The sequence below is a fragment of the Flavobacterium sp. B114r genome (assembly GCF_056824125.1).
This window is the reverse complement of record NZ_CP124858.1, coordinates 3,601,994-3,617,395: the sequence shown is the minus strand read 5'-3', so window position 1 is coordinate 3,617,395 and position 15,402 is coordinate 3,601,994. Positions and strand designations below refer to the sequence as shown.

Here is a 15,402-nt window from a genome sequence, read left to right as displayed (position 1 = left end):
GTTAACAAATTATATAGATAATTGATCAACACCTTAAATTCATGTCATAAAATCACAAAAACCACTAACAATCAATAAATTAACACTTATTCTTGTTAATAATTAATTAAAAAAAATTAAATTTAACTATTGTTTTAAAATTACTATCAACTAAATCCAATTTTGATATGAATTTAAGATCTCTACACTCCCCTTATTTCTATTTATTTGTATTGTTTTTTTTCTGTAATTCAAACGTTTTTTCTCAATGTTTTGAAATCCAGAGTATCTTGGTTGATGCTTGTGGGGTCCAAGAAGGGCGTAACGAAATGGTACGCTTTAAAGTTGGTAGTGCTCCATTAAACATAAATACCTTAACAGTAACATGGCCCAATAATGCTTGGCAGGGCATTGTTCAGGATTTGACAACGGCAGCTGTTGTCGCTCAATTAAATACTGATATAAGTGCTGCAGGCGGATGCGGACAAATACTAGAACCTCCCGGAGGAATATTACCTGCTAATGCAACCGCTATATTAGTTACTAGTTATCTGATGGTTACTAGTGATAATTCATTTGGTCCTTTATCCGAAAATATATATATGGTTTTTCAAGATGCTACAACTACTGTTGGGCACTTTGCCAACCAATCTATCGCACCTCCTAATGGGAGAACGCTTGTGATGAATTTTAGTGGTTGTTTGGATACTGTTACCTATGACAAATCAATGTTGACTAATACAAGTGGGGCAAATACTCCCGCTGACGGTGCTACAGTAAATTTTACCCCAGCCGGACTTGCCACTTACACCAATAACGGTTGTAAAGCACCTGTACCACCTTTTACAGTTGATGCCGGACCTCCTACCTTAACGGCTTGTGCAGGAGCAACAATTACTTTGAATGGTACTGCAGTAGGGCAAACTTCAGTTGCCTGGTCTGCGTCGTCGGGTTCTTTTTCTCCATCAACTACAACTACAACCGATTATACAGTTCCGACTGCAGCGGGTGGAACAACTATAGTATTGACGCTAAAAGCTACTAATAGTTGTGGGCTAGATATTACTGATACTATTAATTTATTAGTAACGTCCAACACAACACCAAACTTTGCAACAACTTTGACTTTGTGTAGTAGTGATACTGCACCAACTTTGGCTCTGACTTCTCCAAACGGAATCACAGGAACATGGAGTCCAAACATTATTGACACTGCAACAAGTGGCAACTATACTTTTACTCCAAATACAGGACAATGCGGCACAACCGCAACTCTTGCAGTGACCATAACTCCACCAACAATTCCTGATTTTGCTACAACTTTGACATTGTGTAATGGCGATACTGCACCAACTTTGGCTCTGACTTCTCCAAACGGAATTACGGGAACTTGGAATCCTGCAGTAGTCAATACTACAACAAGTGGCAATTATATTTTTACTCCAACTGCGGGATTGTGTGCGACAACTACTAGTTTAGCCGTTACCATAAATCAACAAATAACTCCTGATTTTGCTACGAGTTTACCGTTGTGTAGCAGCGATACTGCGCCAACTTTGGCTTTAACCTCCCCAAACGGAATCACAGGAACCTGGAGTCCTTCGGTAATCAATACTACAACAAGTGGCAATTATATTTTTACGCCAAATGCGGGACAATGCGCAACAACTGCTAGTTTAGCCGTTACCATAAATCAACAAATAATACCTGATTTTGCTACGAGTTTACCGTTGTGTAGCAGCGATACTGCGCCAACTTTGGCTTTAACCTCCCCAAACGGAATCACAGGAACCTGGAGTCCTGCGGTAATCAGTACAACAACAAGTGGCAATTATATTTTTACTCCAACTGCGGGACAATGTGCGACAACTGCAACTTTAGCCGTTACCATAAATCAACAAATAATACCTGATTTTGATACAACTTTGACATTATGTAATAGCGATACTGCGCCAACTTTAGCCCTCACCTCTCCAAACGGAATTACGGGAACCTGGACTCCTTCGGTAATCAATACTACAACAAGTGGCAATTATATTTTTACGCCAAATGTGGGACAATGTTCGACCACTGCTAGTTTAGCCGTTACCATAAATCAACAAATAACTCCTGATTTTACTACGAGTTTACCGTTGTGTAGCAGTGATACTGCACCAACTTTGGCTTTAACCTCCCCAAACGGAATTACGGGAACCTGGAGTCCTGCGGTAGTCAGCACAACTACAAGTGGCAATTATATTTTTACGCCTAATGCAGGACAATGCGCAACAACTGCTAGTTTAGCCGTTACCATAAATCAACAAATAATACCTGATTTTGATACGAGTTTACCGTTGTGTAGTAGTGATACTGCACCAACTTTGGCTCTAACCTCCCCAAACGGAATTACGGGAACCTGGAGTCCTGCGGTAATCAATACTACAACAAGTGGCAATTATATTTTTACGCCAAATGCGGGACAATGTGCGACAACTGCTACTTTAGCCGTTACCATAAATCAACAAACAATCCCTGATTTTGGTACAACTTTGACATTATGTAACAGCGATACTGCGCCAACTTTGGCTCTAACCTCCCCAAACGGAATTACGGGAACCTGGAATCCTGCGGTAGTCAGCACAACAACAAGTGGCAACTATACTTTTACGCCTAATGCAGGATTGTGTGCAACAACTGCAACTTTAGCCGTTACCATAAATCAACAAATAATACCTGATTTTGATACGAGTTTACCGTTGTGTAGTAGTGATACTGCACCAACTTTGGCTCTAACCTCCCCAAACGGAATTACGGGAACCTGGAGTCCTGCGGTAATCAATACTACAACAAGTGGCAATTATATTTTTACGCCAAATGCAGGACAATGCGCGACAACTGCAACTTTAGCCGTTACCATAAATCAACAAATAATACCTGATTTTGATACAACTTTGACATTATGTAATAGCGATACTGCGCCAACTTTAGCCCTCACCTCTCCAAACGGAATTACGGGAACCTGGAATCCTGCGGTAATCAATACTACAACAAGTGGCAATTATATTTTTACGCCTAATGCGGGACAATGTGCGACAACTGCTACTTTAGCCGTTACCATAAATCAACAAATAACTCCTGATTTTACTACGAGTTTACCGTTGTGTAGCAGTGATACTGCACCAACTTTGGCTTTAACCTCCCCAAACGGAATTACGGGAACCTGGAGTCCTGCGGTAATCAATACTACAACAAGTGGCAATTATATTTTTACGCCTAATGCAGGACAATGTGCGACAACTGCTAGTTTAGCCGTTACCATAAATCAACAAATAATACCTGATTTTGCTACGACTTTGACTTTGTGTAGTAGTGATATTCCACCAACTTTGGCTTTGACTTCTCCTAACGGAATAACGGGAACCTGGAGTCCTGCGGTAATCAATACTACAACAAGTAGCAATTATATTTTTACGCCTAATGCAGGACAATGTGCGACAACAGCTAGTTTAGCCGTTGCCATAAATCAACAAATAACTCCTGATTTTACTACAACTTTGACATTGTGTAATGGCGATACTGCGGCAACTTTGGCTTTAACTTCTCCAAACGGAATTACGGGAACCTGGAGTCCTGCGGTAATCAATACTACAACAAGTGGCAATTATATTTTTACGCCTAATGCAGGACAATGCGCTACAACTGCTAGTTTAGCCGTTGCCATAAATCAACAAATAACTCCTGATTTTGCTACGAGTTTACCGTTGTGTAGCAATGATACTGCTCCAACTTTAGCTCTAACCTCCCCAAACGGAATTACGGGAACCTGGAGTCCTGCGGTAGTCAGCACAACAACAGATGGCAATTATATTTTTACTCCAAATGCAGGACAATGTGCGACATTTGCTAGTTTAGCCGTTACCATAAATCCGCAAATAATACCTGATTTTGGTACAACTTTGACATTGTGTAGTAGTGATATTCCACCAATTCTGGCTTTGACTTCTCCTAACGGAATTTCGGGTACATGGAATCCTGCGGTAATTAACACAACTACAAGTGGCAATTATATTTTTACTTCAAATTTGGGGCAATGTGCTTCTATTGTAACTTTGATCGTTACCATTACACCTGCAATCGTGCCTGATTTTCCTGCTAAGCTTAATTTCTGCGACGGAACTACTCCAATTGTGCAGACAACATCTCCAAATGGAATTAGGGGAACCTGGAGTTCATCAACTACTAACAATAGTGGTAATTATACCTTTACTCCTATTCCTGGTCAATGCGCAACAACAGCTTCCGTAGAAGTAACTTTTACGTCGCCCGCGTATTCAATAACAAAAGAATGTGTAAACAATCGATATCTTATAAAGGTCGAAACCACATCTTCTTCTACTAATTATAGTTATTCCTGGGTTGACGACAAAGGGAATCCGGTAGGATCAGATAATGCGACTTTTGATTTTTCAGAATACAGCGAAAATTATAACGGATTATTACAGTTTCCGTTGCAATTTAAAGTTGCTGTCAATGATGGATCTTGCGAGGTTGAAGAAGTAATCGAAGTGTCAAATAATTTATGCGGTGTTCCCAATGCAGTTTCTCCTAATGGTGATGGAGTCAATGATACTTTCGATCTTACTGATTTTAATGTAACTAACATTGAAATATACAATCGATGGGGAAGAAAGGTATATGACTATGTTGGCAAATATGACAAACAATGGTACGGACAATGGAAAGAGGGAAATATGTTGCCAACCGGAACCTATTATTATATTATTTCATCTGAAAATGGAGATCAAAAAGCGGGATGGGTATTTTTAAGTTACTAACTCACTATAGTTCTCCCAATTTAAAACACAACAAATCAGTTGAATATATAATAAAAACACACTTTATAATAGCTTATTATTTTTTTCCGTTTTATTAAGATTCTATTCAAAAATTGATCATATGAGCATGTAAAATACTATCTAAAAATTGTGATGGTATCTGTTAGATTTTCTTTGCAGATAAATGCTTTAATGAATTCCTGAACTTCATTATTAGTTTCAGATGGTGTAGCAAAAGAATTAATATGAAACTCATCATCCTGATCAAGGATGTGTATAATTTCGGTATATCCTTTGGAAATTAAACTACCTTTTAATTTAATTATATTCAACTGTTGTTGACTATCCAACTCCTTACGAACCTTTAGTTTTATAGCTTTATCCATTGTACATATTTTTAAATTAACTGACTTAGTTTCATTCTCAAATATAAATATTAATTAGTTACGAATATTCATGAAATTGCTCCATAAAATATTATTTATCAACATACTAATAAACATTAGGTTAAGAAATTGTTATTAATTTACTAAAATATCAATTTGATTTTTCAGTAATTTTAACTAGATTAATAAACCAAAATTTCAATAACTTTGAACTCTGATTATGCGAGCAAACCTTAGAGAACATATTGAAAAAATAATACCGCTTACAGATGAGGAATTTTCCTTTGTCTCTGCTCATTTTATCCCAAAAAATTTTAAAAAACATCAATTCCTTATTCAGGAAGGTGATCCTGTAAAGTATTCTTACTTTGTAATTTCGGGACTTTTAAAATTAGTTCATACTGATGCGACAGGAAAAGAACACATTGTTTCTTTTGCTATGGAAGATTGGTGGGAAAGTGATTATTATGCTTTTTATACACAAACAGAAGCTACAATGTCACTACAATGTCTTGAAGATACTGAGGTTCTTTGCTGTTCATTTGATGATTATAAAAAACTACGGGATGGATTGCAAAAAATGGAACGTTTTTTTCTCGAAAAATCTACTTTTGGTTTCCTCGGATCACAACGCCGCATAATATCGTGGCAAACTTCTAACTCAAGAGAACGTTACGAACAGCTTTTAAAACAATATCCTTCACTATTTCAGCGCGTTCCCAAAAGTCTTATCGCATCTTATCTGGGAGTTTCGCGTGAAACCCTGAGCAGATTATCTTCTTAATGTGACATTTCTCACATCATATTCGTGAGAAATATCAAGACTCTATTCCTGATGTTATTCACAATTTTACAGTACAATTTTAAACTGTAATCGTGAAAAAAACATCAAAATTTTTAGCCTTACTATTATTAACTATTACGCCGGTATTGGCGCAAACAAAAAAAGCTAAACAAATGGAAATGAGAGTAATTAATCCGTGGAAATGGCAGAATGAACGTAGTTACGTGCAAGCTGTTGAAGTAAAAAATCCAGAAGGAACATTGTATGTTTCCGGTCAGACGGCAATAAGTGCGGATGGAATTTCAAGTGATGAAAACATGGAATCCCAAATAATTCTGGCTCTAAAAAATCTGGAAGAAGTAATCACCAAAGCCGGTTATGAATGTAAAGGAATTGTGAGACTAAACATCTACACGACTTCTACATCTGAACTTTGGCCGCACTTTGCTATCGTTCAGGATTGGGTAGCCAAACACGGCATTAAGCAAGCCACTACTCTATTGGAGGTAAAAAGCCTTTTTGAAACACTGAAGGTTGAACTGGAGGCTACGGTTGTAAAATAACTGATCCAAATTAACAAGATAAGCCGTTTTTTCTTACTTAAGAAAAAACGGCTTATTTGTATAAAAAATATTTTTGATCTCCTTTTCTAATTAGTACACTACTAATATTGTTCTTCAAAAATCCGGAAGGATCTTATTTTACAGCTGTTTTTCAAAATAAAATAGAAAACAAAAGCTATTCTATTCTACCCTTAAACAAAAGAAATTCAAACTGTTAGGTCATTAAAAAATAAGTTTCACAGGAAAATATTTAACTTTTTTGAATTATATTTCAAACTAAAAAGTCAATTATAACGTAATTATCAGAAACGATAGTCTTGTAATGAGATAAATTCAATTCACTATTACGTTTTTGGAAAAATATTGAATTTTATCTTATTCCTGATTATCGTTATTTATTAAATTTAAGAAGATTTAACTGTGGACAAAATTAATGTACAAAGATTAAAAAAGACTTTGGCTTATCTGGAAAGCAAACAACGCGAATTAAAAAGAAATCATGAAAACGATACCAGAACTATTGAATCAATGATAAAATTTCTAAAAAAAGATATGCTCGAACAATTTAAACTATCGCATTATGACATCTACATTAAGAATGAAATACACAATACCGAAACTTTTATTCAAAGTGTGCAAAGCATTATAGATAGCAATTCTCATTAAAAATTAATGAGAATTACTTTTTTTAAAATTATGCATTTTGCGTTATTTTATTAAATTCTTCCAGAGATTTATTAGGATCTGCCGTTGCATATTCGTTTTCGGGTTCCGGAATTACATGAATTTTTGAATCACTTAAAGATACAATTGCAGAACAAACGTATACTCCTATTTTGCCTTCGCTATATTTAAAATCCAATAACGTTAACTTGACTATTTCGTTGATAGAAAGCTCATAATAATTTCCGTAGCGGATAATTTTAAAATAAATTTCTTTGTTTTCTACTATCTCAAATTGATTGGTTTGAATGTTTTCAAAAACAAAATTATTCTTTACATCCTTTTCATTAAATCCCCATGCCCTAAATTGCACAAAGCCATTTACAAAATCAATTGATATATAATAGGCTGTTCCCTGCTCATCACATTCGATAACAAAACCTGTTTTTCCCATTCCTTCAACAGCCAGTGTACCTTCCCAAACAAAGTTTTCCGAAGGTTTTTCAAAACAAAAAACTTCATAACCACTTCTGCAGCCAATTCGCCATTTATTTTCATTTTCCACAACAAAATTAGCCGATGGGTTTCCCAAAATTGGAACAGGAATTGGTAAGTTTCTCTGATAAATTGTTCTTTGATAAAGCGTTCTCCAATGGTGATATGTTTTTAATAATAATCTGCCGTTACTGTCAACATCTAATTGTTTTGGTGGCGGAATAACGCGAAGTGTGTTGACATTCCCGCCAACAAAGTAAAAGTTATAAATCAAATAATAATCTCCTTCTTTTACAATTCGTGCTGCATAATTGCCTTGTGGCATTAATACATTGTTATGAAAAGCGTGGTATTCTCCTTTAAAATCCGGAGAGAACCAATAACGAACTTTTATATCTTCGCGAATCGAACCTAATAAATAGTGCATTCCTTTTATTTCGACCACACAAGGACATTCAATATCATCATAAACATATGCTACATGCAGCGGTTTTTGAAGAACAAAACCTTTCTCTCCTCGTTTTGCCACACCAATGCAACCTCTTCTGTATGTTGGTCCTACTGCGCTGCGGGCACAAATTAATAAATAGTCTTCTCCTTCAAACTGGTATTTAAAAGGATCTCTGAAGCTGAGCCATTCCCGCGGGTTATTATCCCTGCTTTCATAATAAGGCGCATTACTTCTAAGCGGCAAACCATATTGATTATCTTTTGTCCAGTGAATTAGATCTGGAGAAACTGCACGCCCTACCTTTTGCGTAATTCCTTTGTCCTGACGTTTTAAGCCTGTATAATACATTTCGTAACCTTCTCCTTCAGAGTTTTTACTAACATGCATTGTCCAAAGCATATCATCATCCCATTCTCCGGGATCTCCCACGAACAAAGCGTTTTTTACTCTTTTCCACGAAAGACCATCTTTTGATACTGCATGTGCAATATAATCGTGATTAGGAATAATTAAATGAAACAAATGATGCACGCCGCTATCATCTATAAATACATCGACATCTCCTATTTCCCAATTACTAAAACCTGAACCTGAATACATATTCTATACTTTTATTTAATTTGCCGAGTGCAGCTGCCATTGTCATTCTTACGAAATAAGAATCACCATAAAAAAATCTCCAATCTTTGTTGAATATCATGTGGACAGGGCGCAAACTCAACCATATTTTATTTAATTATTTTGTAATGTTTTAATCCTTCCAAAATACCTTCAGATGCGGAACTTTTTGCCACATAAATACTTTTGGTAGTTTCATATTTGGCTAATTCTAAACTTCTGTTTCCCACGATAATTCCTTTTACAGCGCCTCTGAACATGTCAATATCGTTTCCTGAATCTCCTGCAGCAATTACATTTGTGAGTGGAATCGACCATTTGCGACATAAAAATTTAATCGCATTTCCTTTCGAAGCTCTTTTAGGAATAAAATCAAGAAACTCGCCATGACTTGGGATAATATTTACTTTGTACCATCCTGTGCCTAAAACTTCGATTAGTTGATCGTGATTGTATTTTTCTTTATCATAATAATAAGAGATTTTGTATGGATTTTGGGCTTCTGGTTCTTGTAATCGCAACCACGGAATCTCTTTTAAACGGTTTACAATATCTTCTCTTTTCCAGCGACCGGCTAAAAATTTTGCCCATCCTTTGTCCAGAATATAATCTTTACCATTTGTGTAATAAATTTCGGTCCCAACAGAACAAATAATAAAATCCGGTAAAGGAAATTGTTCTTCTTCCATTACTTTTTTTACCAGCGCCAGGTTTCTTCCGGAGGCGAGTGCAAAAGCCATCTTTTCAGTCCGGTTAATCAAATGTTCCTTTAATTCTTTTAGACCGGGATTATTTAATTTTGGTTCAATAAGTGTTCCGTCTATATCTGAAACAAATAAATGTTCTACCTTTCTTTTAAGTCTTTCGATATTTATGTTAGGATAGTGCTGTTTTTTGATTCCTGAACCGGACGACAGTGATAAATTTTCATTGACCAGTTCAACATATTGGTTAACATGACTTAACCAGCTATAATGTTTTTGAATATTAATTGCTCCGTTATTAGAGTAATATTTCCATTGACTTTCATTGGTTAAGATATTTCGTAAAGCTTTTTTGATTTCATTTTCATTCAACGGATCTACCAATTCTCCGTTCTGGCAAGTAGGAATAATTTCTGATGGTCCACCATTTTTAGTTACCACAACCGGAAGACCGGAACTAGCGGATTCAATTACAGTTAATCCGAAGTTTTCATGTAAAGCTAAATTCACAAAAACACCTCTTTTTTCGGCAGCATAACGATAAATAATCGAAACCTCATTTTCTACGTCATGTTTCTTTGGAATTGCCATTTTTCCGTACAAATCGTACTTATCCATCAAAAGCAAAAGATCTGTCAAAACATCTTTTTCAGATTCCGGCATTTGCGAAATGTCTTTTCTAATTCCGGCAAAAATGACCAAATTAGCAATACTCTGCAGTTCTTTATCCTTACCGTAAACCTCGATTAAGGTGTGAAGATTTTTATGGCGATCAGGTCTTGACAGCGCTAAAATAAATGGTTTGTGTGGATTTATTAAAAACTTCGAAATCGTTTCAGCAACCCAGTATTTCCTTTGCTCCTCTTCCATTTGTTTATCAGAATCCTGTTCTCTGTGATAATAGGGTACAAATTTACTGGTATCAATTCCGGGAGAAATAGCATGGTATTTTCCTAATTCAAAATTTACGTAGGGTTTATAGGTTTCAATTTCCTGCTCTGTAGAAGTGACAATAAATTCAGATAATTCTAATGTTTTTTCTTCTGCGGCAATTCTCTGTGTGAACTTAAATTTCTTTTCGATTTCTTCTTCACTCAAACCGCTTTCAAGTAGTTTATTCTTTTTATGAAAACCTAATGAATGCCCGGTATGAGCAAAAGGGATATTTAAGATGGTCGATAATTCACTGGCGACATATCCGGCGTCTCCGTAATGAGAATGTATCCAATTTGGGAATATATCATGAAGTTTAATATGCTGGACAATTCCATTTACAAAAGTGTCCAAACCGTCCCATAATTGCTCTTTTGGTTTGTATTTTTTTCCTAAAAAAGGAATTCTTCTTATGTCTAATTTTTCATTAATGATTTCGATAGGTACTGCATATTCCGGCGATAGATTTTTGTCATCGATTAACCTTGTAAAAATATGAACATGCTCTACATCTTCATGTTGCGATAAAAACTCGGCAAGTTCATAAACGTATTTAGTTTGTCCTCCATTATCAGCATCTCTACCAATCTCCAGACCCGAACCTTTTAAGAGTCCGTGTATGTTGATTAATGAAATTCGTAATTTTGTCTTCATTGTTTTTATTTGTTAGAATTTTTAAGATACAAAAAATCGGGCAGTCTGACCCAAACTCACAAAAAAAATAACAAGATTCTTAACATTTAAATCCTAAATTGTAAGAAACATAGTCCTCAAAAACGCTAAATGTTGTTATATTTACATTCTTAAACAAATCGATTTTTTCATCCTTTATCAATAATAATGGATGTAAATAAAAAAACTAAAAGCGATGTATTTTGATAGGACGTTTTTATATTTGTGACGTGAACATTATCAAAATAAGCAGCTTTATCTAATGTTTTTTCTTCTGCTTAAATGTCCCAAAATCAAATATTTTTTTTGCTTTGCGACAATCACGAGAATGTGTTCTGCGTAAAATTTGTTTATAGCAATCGACAATCACAATTTAACGATATTGTATTATATGATTACCAACAATATCCTCTCTGAAAATTTGCAATTAATTATCTCATAACAAACATCTTTTGTTATTAACTTTTATTATATCAAACTAAATAAACATGGAACAGGATTTATTACTAATGGGTGCTAGTGCTTTACGAAAAGCCGCCCTAAATGAGAAAGCAAAAGAGTATATTCTTTCAAATGAAATCTTATTCAAAACAATTAAAAAAGCTGCTGATCGATATATTGGCGGCGAAACATTAGAAGAAACTATTGTCAAGGTCAAGGAACAAAATAAGCAAGGTTTTAAAACTTCTATAGAGTTCATGGGCGAAAATACGCTAACTGAAAAAGAAGCGACCGAGGCATCTAATGAATTTATCAGGATAGCGCAAGAGATAAAACAACAACAATTAAACTCGACTTTTTCTCTTGATCTTTCGCATATTGGTTTAGCATTATCAAAAGATTTATGCTTAAACAATTTAGACTTAATATGCCAGGAGGCTGAAAAAGATAATATTGAAGTAACAATCAGTGCAGAAAATATTGAAATAACCGATGCTGTAATTGATGTCTACAAAACAGCTTCTCAAAAATATAAAAATGTTTCCATTACGCTTCAGGCTTATTTACATCGATCAAAAGATGATTTTGAAGATTTAATCCAGCAAAACGGAAGGATAAGAATGGTCAAAGGGGCTTTTGAAACTCCCGAGGGCTTTTCTATTCCAAGAGGAGCAGCACTTGATGAACGCTATTTATATTATGTAGATCAATTATTGTCAAGAAATTATAAATGTGCCATAGCAACGCATCATGATTTAATTCAGAAAGAAGTAGTTGCGATGCTTGAAAAATACAAACCGAGCAAAGAATTATATGAATTTGAAAGTTTATACGGCATTCAGAATGAGCAATTAGCCCAATTAAAAGAGCAAGGTCATCCAACAAAATTATACTTTGTTTATGGTAAAGAATGGTATTTGTATTTGTGCAATAGAATTGCCGAATATCCTTTGAATATTTTTCAGGCTTTGAATGACATTGTCAGTTAATATTTTGTTTCTGAAATAGTTGTATATAAAAAAACCAGTAAAGTTGGCTTTACTGGTTTTTTTATGTTTTAATGAGAATTTCTTCTCCCTGATTATATTAAAAAAAATACCGTTTTAAAAAAACTATGAAATTGTATCTGGTTTTTATACGAATCAGATGTTAATACTTTATTTGATTGGTTTTTAGAATCATAACTTTCTTTAAGATGTGATTTTAAATCCTTAATAATTGTTTTTTTCGTTTTGTAACCGCCCAATACAATCAAATCATTAATTTCTTCTATAAATGGTGTATTGCTATATAAGCGTTTATTAAATAAACATACCAGAATATTTGATCCTTTTTTTTCTAATGCCAAAAAATCGATTAATTCCAATTTATTGTAAACAACAGATATAAAACGATCAAAAGACAAAGTCTCAACTTGACTGTCAACTGCAAAAGAGTTTGTCATAAACTCAAATTCATCCGTCAGTTCTTTACTGAACATTTTTAAGAAATGTCCTTTATCATCATCTACTAAAACTTTTATCTTTTCTATTGCCATATTTTACTCCTTTATGTTATTTTTCAAAAAACCTGCTATTGAAAAACAAGCACAAAAGTATTTTTAAATAAACGCAATTAATGTCATAATAGGACATAAAAACCCCATAATAAGACTTTTATGCTTTAGTTATTAAAGACCAGAAAAATGAAATTGTATAAATTCAGGACTCTTTCCAGCTGAATTAAAGTTTTGGACTTATTTATTAAATCGTCATTTCAACTGCTGCCCTTCTGTAAATTTTTGGCTCTTTTCTGCTATTTGATCTGTCTTCTATTAAAGTATTTGGCGCTTTTGTTCTAAATGATTCCATTTCTAAATCGCATAAGTTCTTGTCATCGAACATTTTACTGATGGCAATAATTTTTCCGTTGAATGCTTTTATATTGAAATATCTTTTATTGGTTTGAGATGTTTTTCTGTTAAATTTTGTATTGTCCTGCGAATTGTTTTTTACAGATTCAATCCCTTTTATGCACATAAATTTTCTGGTGTATTCTCCACTACTCAGAATAACTTCGTTATTATTGTTTATAAAATCAAATTGATATTCTCCATTTGCATTTATAGTAATTACAAATTTTTCCATTTTAAAAATTATTTTTTGTGTAACCTTATATTAAATTTCGATTCTAAATCGTAAAAACACTTAATCATTAAAAATGATTTTAAACGTTGTCCCTTTTCCAACCTTGCTTTCTACTGTAACGCTCCCGTTCATGGACTCAATCTGGTTTTTTGTAATGTATAAACCTATACCGTTCGATTTTTCATGATTATGAAATGTCTTGTACATCCCAAATAGCAAATGCCCGTATTTTTCGAGATCAATTCCCAGTCCGTTGTCTTTTATGGTCAATACCTTCTTTTCATTTTCCAGAAAAAAATTGAATTCAATTATCAAAAATTTTTCCGGATGCGCATATTTTATTGCATTTGTACATAAATTTTGCAAGACACTTTCGAGATAAGCCGGATTAAAATTAATAGTTGCTTCTGCAGGAATATTGTTTATAATTGTAGCATTATTTCTATGGCTATAAGCACTAACGATATTGAGAACCCTGCCTAAATAAGCATTTAGGTTCAGCGGTTCAACAATAATTTTATCATTATTCTGAATATTCACTATTTGCGATAAATCTTCTATTGTCTTGTTAAGATCATTAGAAACCGTTCTCAGGTATTTCATCGTTTCGCGCTTATCAGCGAAATTTTCTTCGAGGTCAATCATGTCCAGAAGCAATTTAAAATTTCCAGCATGCGAGTTTAAATTATGAGATACAATGTGAGAAAAATTCAAAAGCCTGTTATTTTTTTCACTGTAAAACTCCATTTTTTTCATTAGCTCCAACTCTTTCTCTTTTTGAGATGAAACCTCAGTATGAGTTCCTATTATCTTTGATGGTTTGCCATCGATATCGCGTTCTATTACTTTCCCTCTGTTTAAAATCCATTTGTATTTATTACCAGATGTAAGTATGCGATGAAAATTTTCGTAGAAAGGTGTTTTATTTTCAAAATGATTATCAAGAGCCTCGCAGTATTTTTTCAGATCATCAGGGTGAACAATTTCTTTCCATTGTTCAGGAGAATTAAAAACTTCGGCAGTATCTGATTCTAATATTTTAAAAGATTGTGGTGAATAATAAATAGTATTCGTTTTCATATTCCAATCCCAAATACCTGACACTGAAGTTTCCATAACGAACTTAAAACGTTCTTCTGAAATTTGAAACTTTAATTCCTGTTCCTTTAACTCTGTAATATCAGTTACTCTTCCGTACAGTTCAATACTTCCATCATTATTTACTTTTCTTTTTGATGTAATTTTGAACCAGCAAGAACCTTTTTCAGGCAATAATACCCTGAAAATAGTATTCCAGCTTTTCCTTTTTTTAATCGAATCAATCAATGATTGCTTGACTAAGGTCTTATCTTCATGATGAATTTGATTGCAGGCAGAAAGTATTGTATTGGTAAACATATCCTCATGCTGGATTTCAAACATATCATAAGCCGAATTGCTTATAAATGGCATATCGTAATCATTGTGCGCTGAAATCGTTAAAACAAAAAAAGCGTCCTGAATTTCGTCCAATAGTATAGATTTCAATTTATCTACTGTCTTATTTTTTTTGGTTTTATAAAAATCGAATTCCATATCCTCATCTTTTAAAAATAACATTCCTTAATTTCTAAGTATTACAGAATAAGTAAAGGAGAGATTTCTTTATTTTTTTATTAAACCTACTTTTAATAAAATCTCAATCTGGCATATATTCTCTCTCCTTTAAATCATTCTTATAATTCTATCTTTTTCTAAGCTCTAAAAATGATTATTTGTTGATCAGACGGCCAC

11 protein-coding genes are annotated in these 15,402 nt (G+C 34.1%); 5 read left to right on the top strand and 6 right to left on the bottom strand.

Annotation, left to right across the window (positions count from 1 at the left end):
- Positions 1-167: 167 nt before the first annotated feature.
- Positions 168-4,793: a T9SS type B sorting domain-containing protein gene (locus tag QLQ94_RS15430; protein WP_482497686.1), complete on the top strand. Its 4,626-nt coding sequence runs from the start codon at positions 168-170 to the stop codon at positions 4,791-4,793.
- A gap of 137 nt (positions 4,794-4,930) precedes the next feature.
- Here the strand turns inward: QLQ94_RS15430 and QLQ94_RS15425 are convergent, their stop codons facing one another.
- Positions 4,931-5,179, bottom strand: a complete 249-nt coding sequence (locus QLQ94_RS15425; RefSeq protein WP_271336096.1) for a hypothetical protein — start codon at positions 5,177-5,179, stop codon at positions 4,931-4,933.
- 220 nt (positions 5,180-5,399) lie between these two features.
- On the opposite strand from QLQ94_RS15425, the gene QLQ94_RS15420 reads away from it, so the two are divergent.
- The 3 genes from QLQ94_RS15420 (at position 5,400) to QLQ94_RS15410 (ending at position 7,192) form a co-directional block, all read left to right on the top strand.
- The gene (locus QLQ94_RS15420; RefSeq protein WP_427402241.1) at positions 5,400-5,963 is read left to right on the top strand and encodes a Crp/Fnr family transcriptional regulator; all 564 of its coding nucleotides are present in this window, start codon (positions 5,400-5,402) and stop codon (positions 5,961-5,963) included.
- A gap of 173 nt (positions 5,964-6,136) precedes the next feature.
- On the top strand, positions 6,137-6,526 hold the full coding sequence (locus QLQ94_RS15415) for a RidA family protein (protein ID WP_427402260.1): 390 nt from the start codon (positions 6,137-6,139) through the stop codon (positions 6,524-6,526).
- 420 nt (positions 6,527-6,946) lie between these two features.
- A complete protein-coding gene (locus QLQ94_RS15410; RefSeq protein WP_271336094.1) occupies positions 6,947-7,192 on the top strand; it encodes a hypothetical protein in 246 nt (81 codons plus the stop codon).
- A 28-nt stretch (positions 7,193-7,220) separates the two neighbouring features.
- Here QLQ94_RS15410 and QLQ94_RS15405 read toward each other — a convergent pair whose 3' ends face one another.
- A complete protein-coding gene (locus QLQ94_RS15405) occupies positions 7,221-8,735 on the bottom strand; it encodes a glycoside hydrolase family protein (RefSeq protein WP_271336093.1) in 1,515 nt (504 codons plus the stop codon).
- Between the two features lie 128 nt (positions 8,736-8,863).
- Entirely contained in the window at positions 8,864-11,044 is a 2,181-nt protein-coding gene (locus QLQ94_RS15400; protein ID WP_271336092.1) for an HAD-IIB family hydrolase, read from the bottom strand.
- Positions 11,045-11,550: 506 nt separating this feature from the next.
- On the opposite strand from QLQ94_RS15400, the gene QLQ94_RS15395 reads away from it, so the two are divergent.
- Complete coding sequence (locus QLQ94_RS15395) at positions 11,551-12,492, top strand: proline dehydrogenase family protein (RefSeq protein WP_427402240.1); 942 nt, start codon at positions 11,551-11,553, stop codon at positions 12,490-12,492.
- A gap of 92 nt (positions 12,493-12,584) precedes the next feature.
- Here QLQ94_RS15395 and QLQ94_RS15390 read toward each other — a convergent pair whose 3' ends face one another.
- From QLQ94_RS15390 to QLQ94_RS15380, 3 genes are all read right to left on the bottom strand, one after another.
- Entirely contained in the window at positions 12,585-13,040 is a 456-nt protein-coding gene (locus QLQ94_RS15390) for a hypothetical protein (protein WP_271336090.1), read from the bottom strand.
- A 205-nt stretch (positions 13,041-13,245) separates the two neighbouring features.
- Positions 13,246-13,629 (bottom strand): YegP family protein, encoded by a 384-nt coding sequence (locus QLQ94_RS15385; RefSeq protein WP_427402239.1) that lies wholly within the window; start codon positions 13,627-13,629, stop codon positions 13,246-13,248.
- 60 nt (positions 13,630-13,689) lie between these two features.
- The gene (locus QLQ94_RS15380) at positions 13,690-15,204 is read right to left on the bottom strand and encodes a PAS domain-containing sensor histidine kinase (protein WP_482497684.1); all 1,515 of its coding nucleotides are present in this window, start codon (positions 15,202-15,204) and stop codon (positions 13,690-13,692) included.
- Positions 15,205-15,402: the final 198 nt, after the last annotated feature.

Coding starts and splice junctions, on each gene's coding strand:
- QLQ94_RS15385 (WP_427402239.1), bottom strand. CDS start 13,629: ATGGAAAAATTTGTAATTACTATAAATGCAAATGGAGAATATCAATTT.
- QLQ94_RS15395 (WP_427402240.1), top strand. CDS start 11,551: ATGGAACAGGATTTATTACTAATGGGTGCTAGTGCTTTACGAAAAGCC.
- QLQ94_RS15380 (WP_482497684.1), bottom strand. CDS start 15,204: ATGGAATTCGATTTTTATAAAACCAAAAAAAATAAGACAGTAGATAAA.
- QLQ94_RS15400 (WP_271336092.1), bottom strand. CDS start 11,044: ATGAAGACAAAATTACGAATTTCATTAATCAACATACACGGACTCTTA.
- QLQ94_RS15415 (WP_427402260.1), top strand. CDS start 6,137: ATGGAAATGAGAGTAATTAATCCGTGGAAATGGCAGAATGAACGTAGT.
- QLQ94_RS15430 (WP_482497686.1), top strand. CDS start 168: ATGAATTTAAGATCTCTACACTCCCCTTATTTCTATTTATTTGTATTG.
- QLQ94_RS15405 (WP_271336093.1), bottom strand. CDS start 8,735: ATGTATTCAGGTTCAGGTTTTAGTAATTGGGAAATAGGAGATGTCGAT.
- QLQ94_RS15420 (WP_427402241.1), top strand. CDS start 5,400: ATGCGAGCAAACCTTAGAGAACATATTGAAAAAATAATACCGCTTACA.
- QLQ94_RS15390 (WP_271336090.1), bottom strand. CDS start 13,040: ATGGCAATAGAAAAGATAAAAGTTTTAGTAGATGATGATAAAGGACAT.
- QLQ94_RS15425 (WP_271336096.1), bottom strand. CDS start 5,179: ATGGATAAAGCTATAAAACTAAAGGTTCGTAAGGAGTTGGATAGTCAA.